Here is a 20547-nt window from a genome sequence, read left to right as displayed (position 1 = left end):
CTCGTCTCAATCCAGAAGGTCCGCCGCGCGCTTGCGCAACACCGTGCCGAAGTCGTCCAGCCAGCCAATCGACAGGCGCCAGCTCTGCCAGTACAGATCCACGTCAATCGGCTTGCCCGGCGCCATATCCACCAGCTCGCCGCTCTCCAGTTGCGCCGCGATCATCCGTTCGGGGCACAAACCCCACCCCATCCCCGTCGCACAGGCTCGCAGGAAGCCCGCGACGTGCGGAATCCAGTGCAGCGGCGGATCGACCTCCGCCCGCGTGATCCGGCGCATGAAACGCTTCTGCAACTGGTCCTTCGGATTGAAGTCGACACACGGCGTGCGCCGCAACGACTCGCGCGTGACGCCCTCGGCGAAGTAACGCTCGTAAAAATCCGGCGCGCACACCGCCAGATAACGCATGCGCCCAAGCCGCACCGAACGGCAACCCTGCACCGGCTCGGCCTGCGTCGTCACCGCGCCCTGCACGCTGCCGTCGCGAATCCGCTGCGCCGTGTGATCCTGATCGTCGATCACCAGATCGAGCAGCATCTCGCGCTCCACGCAAAACCCCGCGACCGCGTCGATGAACCATGTGCCGACGCTGTCGTCATTGACCGCGACCCGCAAGGTCGGCCACGGCTCGACCAATGCCCCCGGCATTGCCGGCAGGCGTCCCGTCAATTCGGACTCGAGCAATTGCACGCGTTCGGTATGCCGGCACAGCAGCGCGCCGGAGGTGGTCGCCACGCACGGCTGCCCGCGCTTGACGAGCACGCTGCCCACCCGCTCCTCCAGCAGCTTCACGCGCTGCGACACCGCCGAGGGCGTCACGTTCAGTTCGCTCGCGGCCCGGTCGAACGAACCGTGGCGCACCACGGCGGCCAGCGCATCGAGCAAGGCATAGTCGAGCATTAGCGTTCCTTAATCGGCATTAACTGATTTAGCTTCTCTTATGAGAGGCAAAACCGCAGACTAGCGCTAATTCGTCTCACCCGTCTACTGGATCGCTTATGGATTGGCTCGCTTTTTCCCACGGAGCGGCGCTGTGCGCGTCGCTGATCGTCACCATCGGGGCGCAGAATGCCTTCGTGCTGCGCCAGGGCATCATGCGCTCGCATGTCGGCAAGATCGTGCTGCTGTGCACGGTGTCGGACTTTATCCTGATCGCCGCGGGCGTCGGCGGCGCCTCAGTGCTGGTCGAACGCTATCCGGTGTTCGTCCATACCATGCTGTACGTGGGGCTCGCCTACCTCGCGTGGTTCGGCATCAATGCGTTGCGCCGCGCGGTGCGGCCCGGCCACGCGGCGATGGAGGTGGAAGCGCCGGGCCAGCCGGCCTCGGCAAACGCAAACGGCGCACCGGTGCAGTCCGCGCAACGGGCGATGCCAATCGTCCTGATGACGCTCGCCTTCACCTGGCTCAACCCGCACGTCTATCTCGACACGTTTCTGCTGATCGGCACGGCCGGCGCCCGCGAGGCAGCCGGCGGCCGGGCCGCCTTCGCACTCGGCGCGATGGCCGTTAGCGCAGTGTGGTTCGTCGGACTCGGTTATGGCGCCCGTGCGCTCGCTCCGCTGTTTCGCCGCGCCATGGCCTGGCGCGTGCTGGATGGCGCGATCGGCAGCATGATCCTGCTGCTTGCGGTCACGCAGTTGCGATAGACGGGGCACTCACGGCTGCACGCCGCCGGCCTCGTCAGCGCAGATCCCCGCGCGCCCTGTTCCAACCGTCTGCAGCGCCCCGTCCGCCACATACGGCACGAGCCCGTCCTTGCAGATCTTCTGCACCGTCTCGTGCGCGCATTGCTCATCGCCAGGCGCGCAGTAGTCGATCGCGATCACCGGCAACGCGTACTGCTCGCGAATGATCTTCGCCTGCCCGAGCAGCCAGCTACGATCGGCCGGCGGCACCTGGGTATAGCGCTGCTTGCCCTGGTCCCACCCGCTGTACAGCGATTCGAAGGCGACCGCATAGACCAGATCGTGCACCTGCGGCAAGATCTCGAAGCCACGGTTGAACATCAACTTTGCCTGCGGATAACGCGCCTTGATGGCGCGGATCACCGCAACCAGTCCCGCCTGCTGGCGCTGCCGCGCCACATCGGTCCTGGCGATCAACTGGTACGAATCGAGCGTATCGAGAAAGAAGCCGCGATAGCCTTTGTGCCACAGCGGTGCAATCACCTGCTTGACGTAAAACGCCGGCCAGCCGGGGGCATCCTGATCGACCACCTTCGACTGCCACGCGGCGTTGTGACCGGCCAGCCATTCTTTCGGCATGGCCGCGTAATACTGCCGCTGCGGCGTCACTTCGCCGACGCTCACGTACGCAAACCACGCGGTGCGCCCGCCCTGTTGCGCCGCCGGATCGAAGCCGCTATCCGGTTCGACCACCACCGCATCGAAGGCGGACAGCGCCTCGACCGGCACCTGCTCGCCATAGAAGAACGCCACCGAAGGCAGCGAAGCCGCGGCCGCACGCGCGGCGTTACTGGCCGCACCGGCACCGGCCCCCGCCTGAGCCTGGGCAAGCGGCGTGAGGCCCGCGGCCGTGCCGAAACACGCCACCCAGGCGGCAAAGCGGCAAAGAGTCCGCGTCATGAACATTCGCATCTCGCCTTATCAGTTATGCAGCATGTAGGTTTCGTATTCGAGCTTGGCGAACTTGCGATCCAGCGTCAGCACTGCGCCGACCACCAGAATCAGCAGCGCCAGCGCAAAGCCGTAACCGTAGGCGTTCGGGCTCATTTGCAGCGTGATCCACGTCAAGAGCCCATTGAGCGCCACGAACGCGATGCACAGCTTGAGCACCGTGCGGCGCGCGTCAAGGTAGAAAAACACGTTCAGCAAGCCCAGCAGCACCACCTGCAGGCTCGCGGCGATCACGTCGACCGTCAGAAGCGGCATATAGAGCGTCGAAATATGCAGCGCCTGCAGCACGTTTTGTCCGAACGCGACGATCAGCAACAGCACGACCGCCTGAATCTTGATGATTTCATAGAGACCGGCGCGCACGCTGCCCACCATCATGTCGCGCATGTCCTGGATATGGCGCAGCGTCGCGCCGCTGCGCACGGCGTCGTAGAAGGCGTCGTAATACTCGACGAAATCCGCCTCGATCCGCACCAGAAACGTTGCCATGCCGGGCATCACGCACACGTAAGCAATAAACACCGGGATATCGTAGATCACCGAGGCATGCAGCGGTCCGATGGTCGGCGAGCCGGTGCCGGGCGCGTACCAGAACATCAGCTTGTCGAGCCAGACGCCCAGATTGAAGAACAGGCCCACCAGCGCCAGCGTCGGATAGGCGAAACGCTTGTTGAACACCTCGAACGAGATCAGCCGGCCGCTGCGGTAGTTGCGGTAAATCAGCCCCGAGAGTCCGCCCAGCAGCACGAGATGCCCTGCGACGAAGCCGCCCAGCAGCCCGACGATGCCATGCCGGTTCAGCAGCAAGGCGAACGCCACCGTGCAGCCGTAGCCGATCAGGAACACGAACAGGATTTGCCGGTACTGCTTGACGCTGGAGAGAAAAATCACGCCGATCCAGATGTTGCTGACCACCACGAAGCCCGCCACCATGAGCACGCGGTACGCCAGCGGCGTGCTGCGAAACCACAGCAGCATCGCGACAAACGCGAGCACCCCGGACGCGATCGTACTGACCAGCACGACCCCGTTGTAGTTCGACAGCACCAGATCGTCGCGCTTTTCGAACAGACGGTCGGAGATGAAGCGCGTGAACGACAGTTGCAGCGGTCCGGTCAGGACGAGGCTCAGGGAGATCAGATAGGTCACCGAGACCTGAAACTGGACGATCGCGTACTTCGGGATCACGAAGGCAAGACTCATGATGCCGATGATCAGGATGCCGAAGATCGACAGGATCAGCGGCCCCGAGCTGATCAGACCGGCATAGGCGTAAGCACGCGCCACGCCGAACAGCGTCTCGTGCTTGAGGATCTTGCGCAGTTCGAAACCAATCCCGGCCATTAACGTGTCTCCCCGCTTTGAGCGGCGCGTTGATCCGCCGGCGCGCCGTGCTGCACCGGGCAGCCGCCCGAGGCAGGATTGCGCGCCCCGCGCCTGACGTCCGGCGCGGCGGCGAGCTGGTCGTACAAGGTACGGTAGCTGCCGGTCATCTGCGCCTTGGTGTAGTAGCGGCGCACCCGTGCGAGGCCGGCAGCTTGCGCCGCGAGCCAGCGCTCGTCGTCGTTCAGCAGCGCCACCACGGCCTGCGCGAAGGCCGCCGGATTGGCGATCTGCACCACCGCGCCGGCGCGCCCCAAAGCACGATCCTCCTCGCTGAAACCCTCGATCAGCTGGCGGCAGGAGCCGACGTCCGTCGTAATAGAGGGGATGCCGGCCGCGAAGCCCTCCAGCACGACGAGCGGCAAGGCCTCGCTGATCGAAGTCAGCGCAATCACGTCGATTTTCGGCAGCACCGCGTCGATGCGCTGAAAGCCGAGGAATTTCACATTGCCGGCAAGACCCAGGCTCTCCACCAGCGCGCGGCATTCGAGCGCATAAGCCGGATCCTCTTCTTCCGGTCCGATGATCCAGCCTTCGATATCGGGCATGCTGCGCGAAGCGACAAACATGGCGCGGATAAAGGTCTTGATGTCCTTGATCGGCACCACCCGGCCGATCAGCGCCACCACCCGGTGCGGCCCCGCCACGCGTTGCTCGACGAGCGGCGCGAGGCCGTCGACGTCCACCCCATTCGGAATGCTGCGGGTGCGCTCGGCGGCAGCGCCGTCGGCGACCTGGCGCTGGCGGTTCGCTTCATACAGCGCGACGATTTCGTCGGCGGCGTCGTAGGCGAGCTTGCCGATCGCCTCGAAAAAGCGCACCCACAACTCGCGGAAATAACTGATGCGCGAGATGTCGCGCTCGAACGCGCCGCGGTTGTCGCGAATCCACTGGCTCTGCAGCAGGTCGATCTTGCGCTCTTTGGTATAGATGCCGTGCTCGGAGATCAGCAGCGGGCGCCCGGTGCGGTAGTGCAGCAGCGCGCCCAGAAAGCCTGCATAGCCTGTCGAAACCGTGTGATAGACGCGTGCCGGGATCAGCTTCTCGGCCACGTTCGCCAGCTGCCACAGCGGCTTGTGCATGATCCGCACGGTCCAGAAGTAGTCCGTAAACGACGGGTCGGTACAGTACCTTTCGTACTGCTGGACGATGAACTCCCATGACTGGCGGCTCGCCAGAAACTGCGCCTCGTTGAGCGTGCCTTGCTCGCCGAGGGTCGGCACCATCTCGGCCATCAGCGCGCCCACGTCGGCGCCGCGCGTATCGCGCAACGCCGCGTGCAGCTCGGCCGATCTGGCGAACGCCGCTGCATCGCCTTCGAGCTCGCGCGGCCGGCGCGAATCGGCCGGCGCCGCCTCGTAGAGATAGTGGGTTTCCAGATGCACGACGTTGTCGGGCAAGGCGTAGGCCGCGCCGTTATAGTCCTCTTCGCGGCTGCCGATGAAGACAATCGCAAAGCGCTTCTCCGGATAAGCGCGCAGCATCTCATTGACCCAGCTCGACACCCCGCCGCGCACGAACGGAAAGGTGCCTTCCAGCAGCAGGCAGACATCGGCATCGGCGGCGCGCCGCATCAAGGACTCTTTCATGACGACCAGTAAGTCACAGTGGGTTTGAGCGTTGGCAGCGCAGCCGCGTTGCCGAGCGTCGCGAGCAACTGGCCGGTCTGGCCGTACTCGCCGCGCAGGAACGCGACTTCGGCAAGCCAGGGAATCAGCCGTTCGCGCGGAAAGCCCAGTTCAAGGGCGCGTTCCATATACTGCCCCGCTTCATCGGGCCGCCCTTCGGCAAGCGCGAGGCGTCCACGGATCAGCCACAGCGCCGCATCCTTCTCGTCGGTGGCGAGCGCCGCGCGGGCATAGCGGTCGGCCTGCTCGAGCGTATGGAGGTACACCGCGCCCTGCACGAGGTTCTGATAGACCAGTTCGAAATACAGTTCGGCGAGGCGCCGGTTAATCGCGTGGCGCTCGTTGTCTTCCTGGGCCTGTTCGAGCGCTTTGCCGGTGGTGAAGATCTTTTGCATGATCTCGTTCTCGGCCTGGTCGAGCGTGCCGTAGGCGATCAGGCGCACGTCCTCGATCGGGTCGGCCAGCAGGTCGCGCAGCAAGGTGCCTGTCGTGCGGGTCGGCATGCTCTGGATCGCGACGAGTGCGGTCAGGCGGTCGGTGGACGATACCTGGGTGTTGACCAGGCGCGCCTGCAAACGGGCGCCGCCGCCGTGCGAGACCCGCGACACCAGATAGGTGACGAACTCGGGACGCGGCACGTCGGCGAGCAGATTGTTTTCCCGCACGCCCGGAAACCACGCGGCCCAGATACAGCTCGCCAGTAACACCAGTCCACCGCCAAGCGGCACGAAGGTGCACAGCACCCACAGCAGCAGAAGCGTCCACAGGCGCGGCTCGCGGTAGCGCAAAGGCAGCAGTTGCCGCAACAGCAGCGCCTGCACGAGCGCCACCAGCGCTTGCACCGTGAAGCCGGCCAGCAGCGGATCGACGCCTGGCGGCGTGTGCACGACACTCAGATACGTCAGGTACTCGACCAGCACATAGCCGGCGAACAGCGGTACGCTGACGATGGCGGAGATGGGCTTAGACATCGAGGCCGCTTCGCTTCAGAAGACGATGCAGCGCCGGGCCCGGCTCCATCGCGCCCAGGTGCAGCGTATGCACGCCGATGCGCGCGCTTTCCAGATCCAGATTGAACTGGGCCGAGAGGCTGGTTTCGATGCGCGCCAGGTAACCGTCGATGCCGGTCGTGTCGGTGGCCGGCATCAGGTTCACGAGTACCGACTGCGAGACGGTTTGCACCGGCCACATCAGGTCGAGCGCACGGCGGCGGCGGATCACGTGTTCGAACAGCGAGTCGCCAGCTTCGTCGCGTGGGAACGCCAGCGCCACCATCGACGAGGCGATGCCCGCGTCGCGCTGCAGGCGTGTGAGGCGTCCGAGGTCGAGCGCGAAGTCGTATGGACAACCAGGCACGGCCGCGAGAATCCCCTCCACCAGGCTCGCATGCTCCACGCCGTCCGCGTAGTAGCCGAGCAGCACCAGCAGCAGTTGCAGGTTGTCGAAGTTCAGCGAGAGGAACGGCATGCGCTTGATGACGAGCATCGCCAGCAACTGGCCGTCGGCGCTCACCAGCGGCGCGCATACCAGGTACTGCGATTGCGCGGCCGGGATGTCCTCGGTTTTCAGATGCGCGACGCTCATGGTGCGGATGGCGTGCGTGACCAATTCATCATTGGGCGCCAGTTCGAAGTCGTCGCCCACTCGCGCGGCGGCCTCGCTGCCGAGCCGGCCGTTACGCACCGGGTACAGCGCCGCAACTTCGATCTGGCAGACCTGGGCGACGAATTCGAGCAGGCCGTGCGCGCCTGGCAACGCGCGCAGCGGTGCAGCGCTTGCCCCAGGTTGGCCGGCTTGTTCGGTGTTTTCCGCAGGTCCGCTGTTGTTTGCGGCGTGGGCCGAGCCTGCACTCGCTGCCGCAGCGTTCTGCCCCAGCTCGTCCGGCGTCACCGACAGGCGGCGCAGCTCGGTAATCGAATCGCGCAGCGTGGTCGGCTTCGACAGCAGATCCTTCTCGAGCCGCTCGTGCGACAGGCGCATCAGATAGTGGCTGTTGGTGATCGCCACCAGCCGGTCGTTCAGATAGTCGTTGATGGTCGAAGCGCGGGCGGCGCGATGGCCCCAGGTATCGCCGAAGTGGCCCGCAATCACGGTCTGCAGCAGGCCGCCGACAAACACCATCACCGGCCAGGGGTCGGTAGCCGGATAAAACAGCTTCCACGCGCCAAGCAGCATCGCGCCTGCCAGCAAACCTGGCAAGGTGCCGTAGCGCAGCGCCACGATCAAGGGCGCGAACCACAACCACGGAAAGCCTGCATGCAGCAGCAAGGGATCGCGATGGTCCGCCAGCCAGCTAATGCCGACCACGGCCGCAATCAGCACGACCGTCTCGACAATGGCGAACGGCCGCGTCACGGCCGGCATCACGAAACGACGCACGCGCCCCAGGTTGCCGAACGGGTTGGAGGTGCGCGTCTTCGCGGCAGCAGAAGCAGGTGGCATGGCAGCGGTATTCACGGCCCTTTCCTTATGACATGGCGGAATGCAAAGCAACGAGCTACGGCAGACAGGCTCAATGGCGCGGCGCGAGCGGCGCCAGCACGCTGCCGATCAGCGAAGCCGCCACGCTCGACAGGCTCGAACGGCTCCAGCCGCTGCGTGCGCCCGTCGCGCTCCAGACCACGTGGCCCGACTCCACGTCGATCAGCTCGAGCGTGAGACCGACCACCGGCTCGCCGTCGACGCCGGTCTTGTAACGCCACTCCTCGACCGCACCGGTCAGGATGTACTTGACCTGCTGCGACTGCGCCCATTCGAGCTTCTGCTCCGAGCCTTCACGCTGGGCGGTGTCGAACAGCGCGCTCGAACCGGCCTCGACAGGCGCGAAGCGCACGTCCTTCAAGCCGTTCGCACGCAGCACGCTGGCCGCGATCGAGGCCGCGCTGCTGCCGGCCGACGGCGTTTCCGTATAGTTCGCGATCGACCCCACGGCCACCGTGTCGCCTGCGCCAAGCGTCGGCGCAGCGGTTTGCTTGAGCGTCCCGCAGCCCGCCAACAGCACCGACGCGGCCACCGCCGCCATACCCCACCAAGCCAGACGCTTACCGCCCTTGAATCCATTCATTGAAGCACTCCTCAGATAACGTCGATATGTATTCCGGCTGCCCTGCCGCAAGCACCGGGAGCATCCAGGCGGTCTTGCCGAATGCGCCACACGGTCCAGGCGCAGCCGCTTCGCTCTATCAGTAGAACCATCGATACCGCGCGCCGATCACCGTGATCGGCGCCGAGCCGACCTGCGACACGCTTTCATGCTCCAGGTACAGCGCCGCATGGTCGCCGCCGAACACACTGCCGGCCACCCCCACGCTGACCTGCGGCCCCCACCCCTGCAACGAGTTATGCACGATGCCGACATCGAGGAACGGCCGCCAGCGATGCGTGTACTGATCGAGCAGGTCGTTGCCGAAGCCGAAGAACAGGCCGTACTGCGCATAGGTCTGCGGCATGAAGGTGGCGGCGCTGGTCGGGCCGGCGCTCAGCGGCGAGAGACGCGAGATCAGCGCGTCGGCAGCCCCGCTCGCGCCGTATTCGCCGCGCGCCCCGGCGAGCCGCACGGTGAAGTCCGGATAGTCGGTGCGGATCTTGTAGCCGAGTTCGCCCGAGGACAGCACGCCGCTGCCCAGGTAATCGCGCGCCTGGCTGTAGAAGCGGTCCGCCTCGACCGTGCCCGACGCGTAGATGCGCGGCGTCATGCGCCAGTTGAAGCCGCCGATCAGGTTGTCCTTCATGCCGCCCACCAGCAGCGCCTGCGACTCGGTCGCGGTCTGGTCGCGGCCGGCGCTGCCCGTCAGGGTGAAGCTGGAGTTGCGGCCGAGCTCGCCCGCGACATCGAGCGTATAGAAGCTGTCGAGCCCTTCGCGCCGGCCGCCTGTCACCTGTAACGCGGTATCGAGCGTTTGCCGGCGGAGGAAGAAATCGAGCGCGCGGTCCACACCCGGCACGTTCACCAGTAGCGTCTGATTGGCCGACCATTGGTAACGTTGCGTGCCGGTCACGCCGATCATGTAGTGGTCCGCCACCTTCATGCTGCCGCTTACGGTCTGCTCGACGTAATCGAGCGGATGTTCGACGTAATCGTCCACCGTGGTGCCGAGCGACTGCGGCCAGCCGAGTGCCGTCTCGGTGAGACGCGTATGCAGTTCGGTGTCTTCCGGCGCGCCGTCGAGGCCATTGAAGGCCAGTTGCTCGGCCTCGCCCGGCCGGTCGAGCGCGATGGTTGCGTCGATGCGGCCGTACAGCGGCAGGCGCGCGCCCTCCTTGTCGACGAGACGCTCCATGCTTGCGGTGTCGCCCTCGGCCAGCGCGATCGCGAGCTGCGAGTCGGCCGGTTGCGCGAGCCGGTTGAGGTACTGCTCGGCGAGCCAGCGCTTGGCGAGCGGATTGGCCTCGTGCGACAAGGCCCATGCCACAGCGACATCCTTCGCCACCGCGGACTTGAGGCGCCCATCGTCCGGCGCCTTGACGGCGGGCGCGGGTGGTGAGGGCGGCAGGCCCGGCGCATCGCCGAGCAGCGTGCGGCGCACCGCGGCGTTATCCACGTTGCCGGCGCGGCCGCCATCGTGCTTCAGCAGATCGTCAAGCAGTCCTCGGGACACATCGGCGTCGGCAAAAATCGCGGCCAGCGAGACACGCCGGCCACGCAACTGCTCGCGCGTTTCGGCATCCTGCGAGACGCGCCGCTTGAGCGCCGCCTGGGCGCCGCCGTTGCCGGTCCGCACCGCCTGCTCGTCGAGTTCGATCTGGCGCCACACCTTGCGGCGCAACGACCAGGCGAGATCGGGCCGTCCGGCCATTTCCTGCGCGTCGGCCAGCGTCAGCAACCAGAGCGGGTCGCGCGACATCAGCGCCGACTGCAGGCGCAGATACTGGAGCGCCGCGACCGGCCGGTTCCTGCGCAGTTCCGCCGCAGCGAACGGACCCCATAGCATGCTGTTCTGCGCCGCATCGTCGCGCCAGCGCGCCAGCACCTTGCGCAACTCGGCGTCGCTGCCGTAGTCGACCAGCGTCCAGATCAGCGCCGCACGCACCTCCGGCGTGGCGCCGGGCAGATCCACGGCGCGCTCCAGATCGTGCAGAGCGTCGAGCGGCCGGCCGGTCTGCCGGTAGTACTCGGCGCGCACGGCAAGAAAGCCCGACGACTGCTCGGCCGCGGCGCGCTGCTCGGGCGTCAGGCTATCGAGCAAGGCAGCGATGCGGTCCAGCGCCTGCGCGTCGGTGTAGTAATAGATCGCGACCTGCAGCGCGCGCGGCGTGTGGTCGCGCTCGTACTGCAACTGCGCGGTGCGGCCGGCGTCGAGCGGATACGCGTCGTAGAAGTACGTCATCGCGCTCAGGTCTTCGGGCGTTTCTGCGCCGCTTGCGAGCAGATGCTTGTAGGCGTCGTTCGCCACCTTGTCCTGTTGCAGCAGGCGCGCAAGCTGCGCTTCGTTGCGCCAGAACAGCACGTCCTCGTCGCGCGCGCCGGCACGGGATTGCTCCAGCGCGGCAAGCGCCTCGGCGTACTTGCTCTGGCGATACAGGATGCTCGCCGCGTGCAGCGCGTACGTCGTGTTGCCGGGCTCGCTTGCCTGGAGCTTGCGCCAGATGGCGAGCGCCTGATCGTCGTGACCGGCGCGCTCGGCAAGGATCGCCATGCGTTCGTCGATCGCGTGGCTGCCTGGGTCGCGCACATGCGCCTGCAGGAAGGCAATGCCGTCGTCCGGGCGGCCGAGGCGCTCGTAGGTGGCGATCACCGAGTCGACCAGCTTCAGGTCGCCCGGCGACGCGTTCGACGCATGCACGAGTCCGGCGAGATAGGCCGAGTCGTCGTTCAGCATCGGTGCGAGGCGCAGCACGTTGCTCCAGCCGAGCGGATCGTTCGACGCCTGTGCATAGCCGAGCCACGACTGCAGCGCGAGCGGCGCCGCGCGGTTCCATTCGGCCACCTGGGCGAGACGCTTGAGCCACACGGCCGAATGCGGGTCCTTGGCGACCTGCGCGGCGGCGACCTTCTGCGCGTTGTCGAGGTCGCTCGATTCGAGGAACGACTGGTAGACAAGGCTTGCGACATCGACGTCGGCGGGAGCGGCGGAGGCCGCAGCGGTGGCGCTCGCTGCGCTCGAACTCGCCTGGTTGCCGCTTGCCGCGACACTGACCGCAGCCCTCAGCACCCGCACCGCTGCCCAAGGCCGCATGCCGCTGCCGCCTTGCGGGCCATCCATATACGCATAAGCCTCAGGTGCATGCTGAGCTTGCCGCCCTCCCCGCAACACCAGCGACGCCAACGCGAACCCACCACGCGATTCGCGCGGCTGCACGCTGGTGTATTTCATCAGCGCCTTCGCATACTGATCGACCTTATCCGGCCGTTGCGCAGCACGCGCCAGGTTCAGCAGCACGATCAGCGTATCGCGGTCGTTGGCCAGCGTACCGACGTGTTCGTCGGCCGCCTGCAGCGCTTCGACCAGCAAGTTGCCCGACTGCAGCGCCCGAATGCCCGCAATGAAGCAGCGGCGCTGCTCGTCGCGCGTCGTTGCGTCGGCCTGCTGCTGGAACCAGGCAGCGGCGGCGCGACGGTATTGGCCGACCCACAGCCCATACTTCGCCACCTCGGCATTCCAGCGCTGGCGTCCCTGCGGATCCTGAGCCGCGAGGCGCGTGTACAACTGCACCGCCAACTCCGGCGCGCCGATCGCGGCAGCACGGGCGGCAAGAATCTCCAGCTCGGTGTTATCCCAGGCGAGGCCGGCCGCCGCGGCAAACTGCACGCGCAGCTTCGCGAGCGCCGCCACCCGGCGCGGATCGGCGGCCGGAATCGCAAACGCCTCCTGCTCGGCCACCGTCAGACGCAACATGGTCGCGGCACGATGCAGCGCATCGGTATGCAGGTCGTCCATGCGTTCAGCGATGCGCTCGGCGTCGTCGTTACGCCCTAGCTGTGCGTACTGCGCGCCAAGCGTGGTGAGCAGTTCGGCGTTGTCCGGCTGCACGCGCAACCAGGCTTCCAGATAGGCCGCACTCAGGTCGCTCGGCTCGGCTGCCGCGGTCATCCGTTCACGCAGGCCGCCATGCGGATAGGTCGCATAGAAGGTCAGCACCACCACGGCCGCGAGCAGCAGCACCAGCCAGGGCGAGGCAATGCGCGGGCGGCTAGTGTCCACAGGCGATCTCGACGCGTTGATAGACGACCTGCTGGGCCGCTACACCCGGGGTGTCGAAACGCAGCAGCGCACCGTCGCGCCGCGCCGCCACCGGCTTGCCGTCGACGCTCGCACTGCAGGTTTGCGCGTTGGCCAGCGTGACGAACGGCTGGTAGTAACCGCCGAACTCGAAGCTCATGCCGTTGGCCGTGGAGCGGAAGTTGCGCACGAAACCATTGGCCTCGGCGATGTACGGCAGAGCGCGCGCACCACCGCAACCAGCACCATTGGCGCCGAAAGCAAAACGCGCGGCACCGCCATCGATATGGATATAGGTGCCGTCCGGGCCGGCGGCGTAACCGGTTACGCCGGACGCCCCGTCGAGCAGCGGCGCATTCGTGCCCGGCCAGTGCAGCTCGCGCACTTCGCCGTTGCCGCGCACCACCCAGCCAGCGCGGCTGCCCACTTCGCGCGCCACCGCAAACGAGCGCCAGTCGAGCACCTTGCGGATGTAGTCGGTCACATGCACCGGCAGAACCGGTTGCGTCAGCACAGTCGAGTAAATCTGGTCGAGCGCCCGCAGCGACGCCACCTTGGTGCCGCTATACATGTGGTAGTAGATATCGATCGGCTTGAAGCGGCGCGGCCGCTCGGTCATGTCGAAGGTTTCGAGCACGCGCGTGAAGCCATAGAACGGGCCTTGCCAGTCGTTCGTATAAACGTTCTCGTCCTGGTTCGGCGCGTACACCTGATAGGCGCCCGGCCCCTTGTCGACGCCGATCGGCGCGATATGGGTCCAGCTCGGCGCGGACTTCGTGATGACGGTGTCGCCACCGTTGAAGTTGTAGACGCCTGCTTCGTACACCTTACGCACCACGATGCCTGGCGGCTGGCAGTCGCCGGACCATTGCAGCACGACGGTCTTCTTGCCGGGGGGCGCGAGGCGCGAGTTGATGTAGTCGATCGAACCGCTCACTTCGCGGTCGATATTGAACTTGTAGCCTGGAATGTTGAGCGAGAACGCCGCATCGCCGCCGCCGCGGTCCACCCTCGCGCCGCTGCTGTCGACGTCTTCCCACTGGAACGGATGCGAATAGGTGTGCGTGCCGATCTCCACATACGGCAGCGCGAACATCTTGCGGGCAATCTCCTCGAGCCGCGGCGAGATCTTCGGATACAGCCCCGTCGGCCCGACCTCCCCTTCGATCACCGAGAGCGTCATCGGAATCTTGTAGCGCGTGAAGATCTGCTCGTACAGCGCTTCGCCCGAATAGTCGGGACCGGGGAACTCGGCGCGCGAGGCGAAGCCGTCGCCGTCGACATGGGTCATCAGCAGACGCCGGCCGTTTTCGGTGGTGACGCTCGGCGACGGCATGCCTGGCAGACGCAGCGCGGCGCTAAGGAACTTGAGCGGCTCGATCGCCCAGCGTTGCTGACCGATGCCGTCGAGCGACACCGAGGTGTACGGATCCAGCGCATAGCCGCCCCAGGGCGTGAGCGCAACCGGGTCGATGAGCGCGCCGTTGGCCGACACGCGCAGCAACGCGTGGCTCTTCACGCCGACCCGCAAGCCGAGCAGGTCGCGTGGATCGGGCCGTGGATCGATCTCGAAGCCGATCATCGGATCGCGGGCGATCACGTTCACCGGCGCGGCCATCGTGCCCGGCACGGCCTGCAGATCGAGCGCATCGCCGATCGCGCCGGTCGGATCGAAGCCGAACTGACCGAGGAACACCACGGGCACATGGTCGACGATGCGCGCGGCGACCCAGCGCTGCCAGGCCTGCGGCTCGGGCAAGGCATTACCCTGCAGCCAGGCGACCACGCCGGCATAGCGGTCCGGCGTGATGTTGGCCGGCAACGGTTTGGAGAAGTCGGCGTATTCGACGTCGTAGCCGAGGTAGTTGAGCGGCGTAGCGAGGTTGCGCACCCCGATGCTCGCATCGAGCGGATCTTTGATGTCGCGGTCCTGCACGACGAGAATCTTGCGTGGCAGGACTTCGATCGCCCCCACGCCGACGATATCGCGGGCAACGCTGGTCACGTAGGGAATCACTGCGGGGGTAACTGCGGGCCCGCCCCCAGCCGCACCACCGCTCGCGAGCACCTGGGCCGCCGTGTTGCGGGCGCAGTCGCGATCGGTGCGCGGGCAATATTCGAGCGAGACGACCGGCACGCCGGTCTGCTGCGTGAAGCTGCGCGCTGCGGCGAGGCGGCTCGCACGGGCCGCCTCCGGCACCTCGACCGGCGAGCTGCCGGTGTCGTTGAGGCCGCGCACGAGCGAGTCGCCCACCACCGCGTAGAGCGCTTTCGCGTGCGGCGCGGCGGCCTGCAGCGCGTTGGGCCCGGCGATCACGAGGCGCGCCTCGGGATGCGCGGCGCGAATTGCCTCGGCTGCGGCAATCGCCGGCGGCGTGTCGAGCAGGAAGCCGCGGTAGCCGCGCGCCCACAACGGCTCGACCGACTGGACGACCTGCTCAGGCGTGGCGGCGGGGTCGGCGGGACGCATGCGGGCCAGCCAGACGGTATGCGCCAGCGGATGCGCCGCCGGGTCGAAGCCGCGTGCGGGATCGAGCACCACCGCATCGAAGGCCTGCAGCAGATCGACTGGCGGGTTGGCCGCGTAGAAGAAGGCGAGATTCGGCTGCGGCGCATGGGCGGCCCCTGCGGCCACACTCGAGGGCGCATCGGCTGCGTGAGCGCCCTGCCACGGCGCGGCCGCCCCGAGGACGGCGAGCGCCGCCAGCACAGGCGTGCAACAACGCGCCGCACGTGTCCACAGTGTGCGGTCCGGTGACGGCTTCACGCGGCGCGGGCTGTTAAAACGGGCCCACCCCTCGTTCATCGCGCGCCTTGCAACTCGCCTCGCGAGCAGCGCCACCCCCAGGGGCCCCACTCGCACGCCGTATATCGGCGCAATCCTCATTCGCATCTGATTTCTTATGATCGCTTTGGATGTTTTATTGGCAACCGGCGATACACGGCCTTACAAATCAGGCCAAATCTACCGATCCGACTTCAAACGCCACCGACATTTACCGGCAAGCTTCCCTAAATACGGGAAAAACAAGTGGTCAGATTCGCGCTGCTACTGACGGGATTGATCGTAGTGCACAACGCACAAACCGGCATAGTGAATCGGCGCGCATTCTATCGCGTCCGGCGAATTTATGAATTGTTATTTTTTCGAAAAGCCATCAGTCAATCTCAACTATATCAAAGGGTTGACAGCGCGTTATGAGATAAATCGGGAGAAATGGGTCAACGCAAACGTTTTCCCGAAGCGAGTCGATCTAACATTTCTGACATTGATTTGACTATATTTAACATTCGAATGCGTGCGTTGGGTACCGCACGGTCGATTCATTCGCTTGCTGTTAAGAAAGCGCGCAAACGTTATCGCAAAAGACTTCGCAAGACGTTAATTATTCTTTTACGCGGGAATATCCGCACGACCAAACCAGCCCATTTCGCCGTCATTTCCCAGTCATTTAAATTGGCCTGCCGGCGCAATTGCTGCGCCGTAACGGGGGCGATCTCAGGCAGCGGCGCCTGGGGCGTCCTCTGCTGCGTCCTCTGCCGTGCCGACTGCTGCACCAACTGCCGTACCTTCGTCATGCGCAAGGGCCGCGGCCAGCCTCTCGATCCGCGACGGCGCGAACACCTGGATGCCATGCTGCGCCAGCAGTGTTGCTGTCACCCCGGCGCCCACGCGCCGCGCCTGGATCTCGGCAGGCAGGCGCGTTGCACTTGCGGCAATCGCCCAACAGTCGACGGCAAAATCCACCCATGCAGTCTATAAGCCGCGCCCAAACCGCAATCCTGCCGATAGAATGCGCCTTGGGTATGTTTCGTTAGGCCTCCCGAAAGCCTTTCACATGCCTTTCAACACTTCTCTTACCCATCCAGTCAAGCGCCGCATGAACAGCAGCATCATGAGTCTGGCGGTCAGCCGCCACCATCGCATTGCGGCCTGTGGCGTGGCAGGTTTGATCCTGTGCGTGGTGCTGGCGGTGCTGCCGGTGGCCAGTCTCGCCGCGCCCAAAGTGGCGGCCTTCCTGCCGTTGTTTGCGATGGCGGTGTTCACCACTGAAGGCCTCACCGCCTATCTGCTGTGGACGCAATTCCTGATCACCCGTGGGCCGTTTCTCGGCGCGCTGGCGGGCGCGTATGGCTACACCGCGGTGACGGTGGCGATCCAGTTGCTGGTGTTCCCCGGCGTGTTTTCGCCGACCGGCCTGCTCGGTGCCGGGCCGCAAAGCGCGGTCTGGATCTGGGCCTTCTGGCATGGCGGCTCGCCCGTGCTGATCCTCGCTGCGCTGTACGTGCGGCAACGTTTCCCCAACCCGCTGCCGCGCGCCAAACTCCGCCTTGCCGGTTTCGTGCTGGTGGGCGGCCCGGTGTGTCTGTCGCTGCTGCTATGCACGCTGGCCATTCACGGCGCCGTGGCGCTGCCCCAGCTCGTCGACAGCCAGTCCTACCAGCGGCTGCGGCATAGCCCGTCGGGCATCGGCATCGTGGTGTTGAGCGCCGGCGCGCTGCTCTATCTGGTGAACACCACGCGCTTGCGAACCCTGCTCGAACTGTGGCTCGGCGTGGCGCTGTTCGCCGGCTTCGGCGACGTGATCGTGACGCTGGTGGCGAACGAGCGCTACAGCGTAGGCTGGTATGTCGCGCGGCTCGAATCGGTGCTGGCGTCGAGCACCGTGCTCGGTGTGCTGATCTGGGAGATCAGCCATCTTTACCGCGAGCTGCATGCAGCCAATGCGAGGCTTGCCGAATACGCGTCGCGCGACGGCCTGACCGGCATTTTCAACCGGCGCTACTTCGAGGAGCGCTACCCGGTGGCGCTCGCCCAGGCCAACATGGCGCAACGCGCGCTATCGATCCTGATGGTCGACATCGACCACTTCAAGCGCTTTAACGATACGTTCGGCCATCTGCACGGCGACGAATGCCTCGCCTCGGTGGCCGGCGCATTGCAGGCCGATCTGCCGCGCAACGACGACTTTGTGGCCCGCTTCGGCGGCGAAGAGTTCGTAATCGTGCTACCGGATTGCGAGCGCGAGATGGCTGCGCGGATTGCCGATAGATTGCATGCAGCGGTCGCACGGCTCGGGGTCGCCGCGCCGTTCACCGAGGTGGGCAGCGTGAGCGTATCGATCGGTGTCGCGACCTCTCCTCCCAATGAGCCGATCCCGGCCGCCGAACTTCTCGCGCACGCCGATGCGGCGCTGTACCGCGCCAAGGAAGCGGGTCGCAATCGCGTGAATGTCTGGCACCCGGCGCCGCTACCACATACATTGGGTTCTTCGGCTTCCTCAGCTTCAGTCCACGCCCACTAACTGCGAATCTAGCGCGGCGAGATCGACACGCTCTTGATATCGAAGCGGCTATCGTATTCGTCGCTGGACGAGGTCACGACCGTAATGCCGTAGTCCAGCAGCCACACGGCTTTTTCCTGCGAATCCGCACCGTGTTCGGCAACCTGCGTGCAGCTCAGATCGACAGCGTCGCCCCGCAGGATCGGGAAAACCGCCGCAGCGGGCCGCTTCTTCCCCACCAGACAACGCACGCTTTTGACCTCGTCAGCGGAGGGCTGCTCGGCAGGAAACTCAACCTGCTCACCCTCGGCCGGCACCCGGCTGCCGATCTCGACGGTGGAGCTGTCCAGCACCTGTGCAATCGGCTTCAGATCCTTCCCGTAGCCTACCCTCTGCGAACGCAAGGTCACCAGACCGTAGCTCATGCTGAAGTCGGCCGGGCCCGTGCCCGGCTTGCCATCACCATTCACGAGCGGCTGAAACGCCTCGTCGACGACGCCATTGTCATGGAGATTGAGGTAAACCGCCCGATAGGGATGCGGGCTATCCGGATGCTTCGCCTCGACCCAGGTGCCCTCAATGACGAGGCGCTTGAAAGCCAGCGGCCGCGCACCGTCCGCAGGAAGCCGTGCACGCATCGCGGCAGGCAACGAATGATCGTCGAAGGTTTCTGCGAGGTACGGATAGGGGTCGGCAAGCACACCCGCCGTGATCGAACCCATGGCTTGCCCGCTCGCTTTCGCCACCGGAAAGAACGACCAGGACGCGCGGGTTCGTAACGGCTCGGGAAGACCGACGATCACATCAGCGAGGAGTCCGACGTCTTGACCATTGATCGCGCTGCCTTTACCAGCGGGCACTGCCAGTTTCCGTTTGGTCCATGCCGCGTCCGCCGCCTGCTCGAAGCCGCTTTCCATTTCAATCAACTCGGCAGTGCTGTAGTGCTCGGCCGGATCCATCGTATCGTGCTGCTTTACCATCACATCGAGCAGGTTCTCCAACGCACTGACACCTTCGGGAGAAAGTGCGTTGAGAAATGCGCTGTACTGAGCCGCACTCGGTTGCCCACCGTTGAACGAATTGGCAGGCATGGAGGGCGCGAGGATCGCAATATCCTTCAACACCTGCAGACGCGCAGCCGGCGCCAAGGCGAGTTTGTTGAAATCGAACGGATTTTTGCCCACGCCATGGGGCTGGGTAAAGACCGCAAGCCAATCGGGATCGTTTATCAGAGGACCCGCCCAGGCGAGGATTGCTTTACCGTTCGCGCTGTCCGGGTCGACGCCAACCCGCGTCAGCAGCAGCCGGACACGCGCCACGAAAGCGCTTTTGACTGCCCCCGGGGCCGGCTGTTGTAGAGCGGGCGCCGGCTGCGTGGGCTCATCGGCATCCATGCCGACGCCAAAGGCCGTAGTGGCTGTGAGCGAGGTGAGCAGCGCAAGTGCTGCGACGGGTTTGCGAAAAAGCATGAGCCGAGATCCGGAAAGGTACTCATCGGATATCGGCACCCAGCTTGACTACTTTAGGTAACCGGCTCGATCAACACCGACTCGAGCGGCCTTGTCCGAGCGCACGGCATTGCGCTCAGGCGCCGAACCGCGTCGCGCCGCAGCAAGGCAGACCGCGTCGACAGGCACACGAGTTGCTGTTAAAGGCACGGCGGCAGCGACGGCGCTGCGCCGTAGCGGCGCAACGCGGACCCATTAACAGCCGCTGCAGTCATTCCAGTCATCCAACGAGGAGACGCCCATGCTTCGCTACGCTGCAATTTTCTTCATCATTGCCATCATCGCCGCGGTGTTCGGCTTCGGTGGCATCGCCGCCGGCGCGGCTGAGATCGCCAAGGTCCTGTTCTTTATCTTTATCGTGATCTTCCTCGTGACCTTGCTGATGGGGGTGGTCAGACGCTGAAGCCAGGTTAGCCGCGTCCCATGAACGGAGCGGCAACGGCAAAAGAAACCGCCTCAGGGCCGCCGCTCATTGCAATAGTTGCCACTCCCTTTTGCAATTGTTGCGGCCCGGGCGCTGCGAGGCGAAGGCATTCGTCAGAGCGATGCCGGGCACTCGCTAAGCAGCCGCGGCAGGATTCAGTTCGATATGCAGCACGACCAGCCAGCGCCGCGGACAATCAGCCGCAATCCGCGGTCCGGGCTGGCCGTCGCGCGCGGCGGCGACAAAGCCCTTCTCCTTGGCAAAGCCGAACGCACGGCGCGCGTCGGCTTGCAACCACATCGATACCAGGCCGCAGGTCACGAAGCCGAACACCGAGATAATCTCCGGCGAGAGCGCCGGATCGATCTGGTGTGCCAACAATGTGAATGCGGTGGTCAGGATCTGGCTCGCCGCAATCGCGATTAACACGACCTTGAGCATGCCTCGGAACATCATCCCCGGTCTTGGGCGCACCATCTGTTTCTTCTGTCCTTCTGCGAGTTTATTCAAGGGATCGCGC

The 20547-nt window shown here is 65.4% G+C and carries 15 protein-coding genes; 3 read left to right on the top strand and 12 right to left on the bottom strand.

Features of this window, described 5'->3' with window-relative positions:
* Positions 1 to 6: 6 nt before the first annotated feature.
* A complete protein-coding gene (locus tag BLQ92_RS18215) occupies positions 7 to 900 on the bottom strand; it encodes a LysR family transcriptional regulator ArgP (RefSeq protein ID WP_090685919.1) in 894 nt (297 codons plus the stop codon).
* A 98-nt stretch (positions 901 to 998) separates the two neighbouring features.
* Here BLQ92_RS18215 and BLQ92_RS18210 point away from each other — a divergent pair, with 98 nt between their 5' ends.
* A complete protein-coding gene (locus BLQ92_RS18210; protein ID WP_090685918.1) occupies positions 999 to 1649 on the top strand; it encodes a LysE/ArgO family amino acid transporter in 651 nt (216 codons plus the stop codon).
* Positions 1650 to 1658: 9 nt separating this feature from the next.
* Here the strand turns inward: BLQ92_RS18210 and BLQ92_RS18205 are convergent, their stop codons facing one another.
* The 9 genes from BLQ92_RS18205 to BLQ92_RS40060 all read right to left on the bottom strand — a co-directional run bounded on the left by BLQ92_RS18205 (position 1659) and on the right by BLQ92_RS40060 (position 16558).
* The gene (locus tag BLQ92_RS18205; RefSeq protein WP_090685998.1) at positions 1659 to 2588 is read right to left on the bottom strand and encodes an endo alpha-1,4 polygalactosaminidase; all 930 of its coding nucleotides are present in this window, start codon (positions 2586 to 2588) and stop codon (positions 1659 to 1661) included.
* Positions 2589 to 2609: 21 nt separating this feature from the next.
* Positions 2610 to 3983 (bottom strand): exopolysaccharide Pel transporter PelG, encoded by a 1374-nt coding sequence (gene pelG / locus BLQ92_RS18200; protein ID WP_090685917.1) that lies wholly within the window; start codon positions 3981 to 3983, stop codon positions 2610 to 2612.
* Positions 3983 to 5611 carry a GT4 family glycosyltransferase PelF gene (pelF, locus tag BLQ92_RS18195; protein WP_090685916.1) on the bottom strand — a complete coding sequence of 543 codons (1629 nt, stop codon included), beginning with the start codon at positions 5609 to 5611 and terminating at the stop codon, positions 3983 to 3985. Before pelF ends, pelG begins: the two co-directional genes overlap by 1 nt.
* Positions 5608 to 6621 carry a hypothetical protein gene (locus BLQ92_RS18190; RefSeq protein WP_090685915.1) on the bottom strand — a complete coding sequence of 338 codons (1014 nt, stop codon included), beginning with the start codon at positions 6619 to 6621 and terminating at the stop codon, positions 5608 to 5610. The genes pelF and BLQ92_RS18190 overlap by 4 nt, the downstream gene beginning before the upstream one ends.
* Positions 6614 to 8107: a PelD GGDEF domain-containing protein gene (locus BLQ92_RS18185; RefSeq protein WP_175772747.1), complete on the bottom strand. Its 1494-nt coding sequence runs from the start codon at positions 8105 to 8107 to the stop codon at positions 6614 to 6616. The genes BLQ92_RS18190 and BLQ92_RS18185 overlap by 8 nt, the downstream gene beginning before the upstream one ends.
* Before the next feature lie 55 nt (positions 8108 to 8162).
* Positions 8163 to 8714, bottom strand: coding sequence for a penicillin-binding protein activator LpoB (locus BLQ92_RS18180; protein ID WP_090685914.1), 552 nt, complete (start codon positions 8712 to 8714; stop codon positions 8163 to 8165).
* Between the two features lie 118 nt (positions 8715 to 8832).
* Positions 8833 to 12792, bottom strand: a complete 3960-nt coding sequence (locus BLQ92_RS18175) for a tetratricopeptide repeat protein (protein ID WP_090685913.1) — start codon at positions 12790 to 12792, stop codon at positions 8833 to 8835.
* The gene (locus BLQ92_RS18170; protein WP_090685912.1) at positions 12782 to 15616 is read right to left on the bottom strand and encodes a polysaccharide deacetylase family protein; all 2835 of its coding nucleotides are present in this window, start codon (positions 15614 to 15616) and stop codon (positions 12782 to 12784) included. Before BLQ92_RS18170 ends, BLQ92_RS18175 begins: the two co-directional genes overlap by 11 nt.
* A 693-nt stretch (positions 15617 to 16309) precedes the next feature.
* On the bottom strand, positions 16310 to 16558 hold the full coding sequence (locus tag BLQ92_RS40060; RefSeq protein ID WP_175772748.1) for a hypothetical protein: 249 nt from the start codon (positions 16556 to 16558) through the stop codon (positions 16310 to 16312).
* Positions 16559 to 16691: 133 nt separating this feature from the next.
* On the opposite strand from BLQ92_RS40060, the gene BLQ92_RS18160 reads away from it, so the two are divergent.
* Positions 16692 to 18116: a sensor domain-containing diguanylate cyclase gene (locus BLQ92_RS18160; RefSeq protein WP_176860769.1), complete on the top strand. Its 1425-nt coding sequence runs from the start codon at positions 16692 to 16694 to the stop codon at positions 18114 to 18116.
* Between the two features lie 8 nt (positions 18117 to 18124).
* Here BLQ92_RS18160 and BLQ92_RS18155 read toward each other — a convergent pair whose 3' ends face one another.
* A complete protein-coding gene (locus BLQ92_RS18155) occupies positions 18125 to 19564 on the bottom strand; it encodes a hypothetical protein (RefSeq protein WP_090685909.1) in 1440 nt (479 codons plus the stop codon).
* 280 nt (positions 19565 to 19844) lie between these two features.
* Here BLQ92_RS18155 and BLQ92_RS18150 point away from each other — a divergent pair, with 280 nt between their 5' ends.
* Positions 19845 to 20006, top strand: coding sequence for a DUF1328 family protein (locus tag BLQ92_RS18150; protein ID WP_074265082.1), 162 nt, complete (start codon positions 19845 to 19847; stop codon positions 20004 to 20006).
* 156 nt (positions 20007 to 20162) lie between these two features.
* Here BLQ92_RS18150 and BLQ92_RS18145 read toward each other — a convergent pair whose 3' ends face one another.
* Positions 20163 to 20537 (bottom strand): hypothetical protein, encoded by a 375-nt coding sequence (locus tag BLQ92_RS18145; RefSeq protein WP_244106396.1) that lies wholly within the window; start codon positions 20535 to 20537, stop codon positions 20163 to 20165.
* Positions 20538 to 20547 lie beyond the last annotated feature (10 nt).

The organism is Paraburkholderia phenazinium (genome assembly GCF_900100735.1).
Classification (GTDB): Bacteria; Pseudomonadota; Gammaproteobacteria; order Burkholderiales; family Burkholderiaceae; genus Paraburkholderia; species Paraburkholderia phenazinia.
The sequence above is the reverse complement of the archived record's forward strand: the minus strand, read 5'-3'. Positions and strand labels throughout refer to the sequence as shown.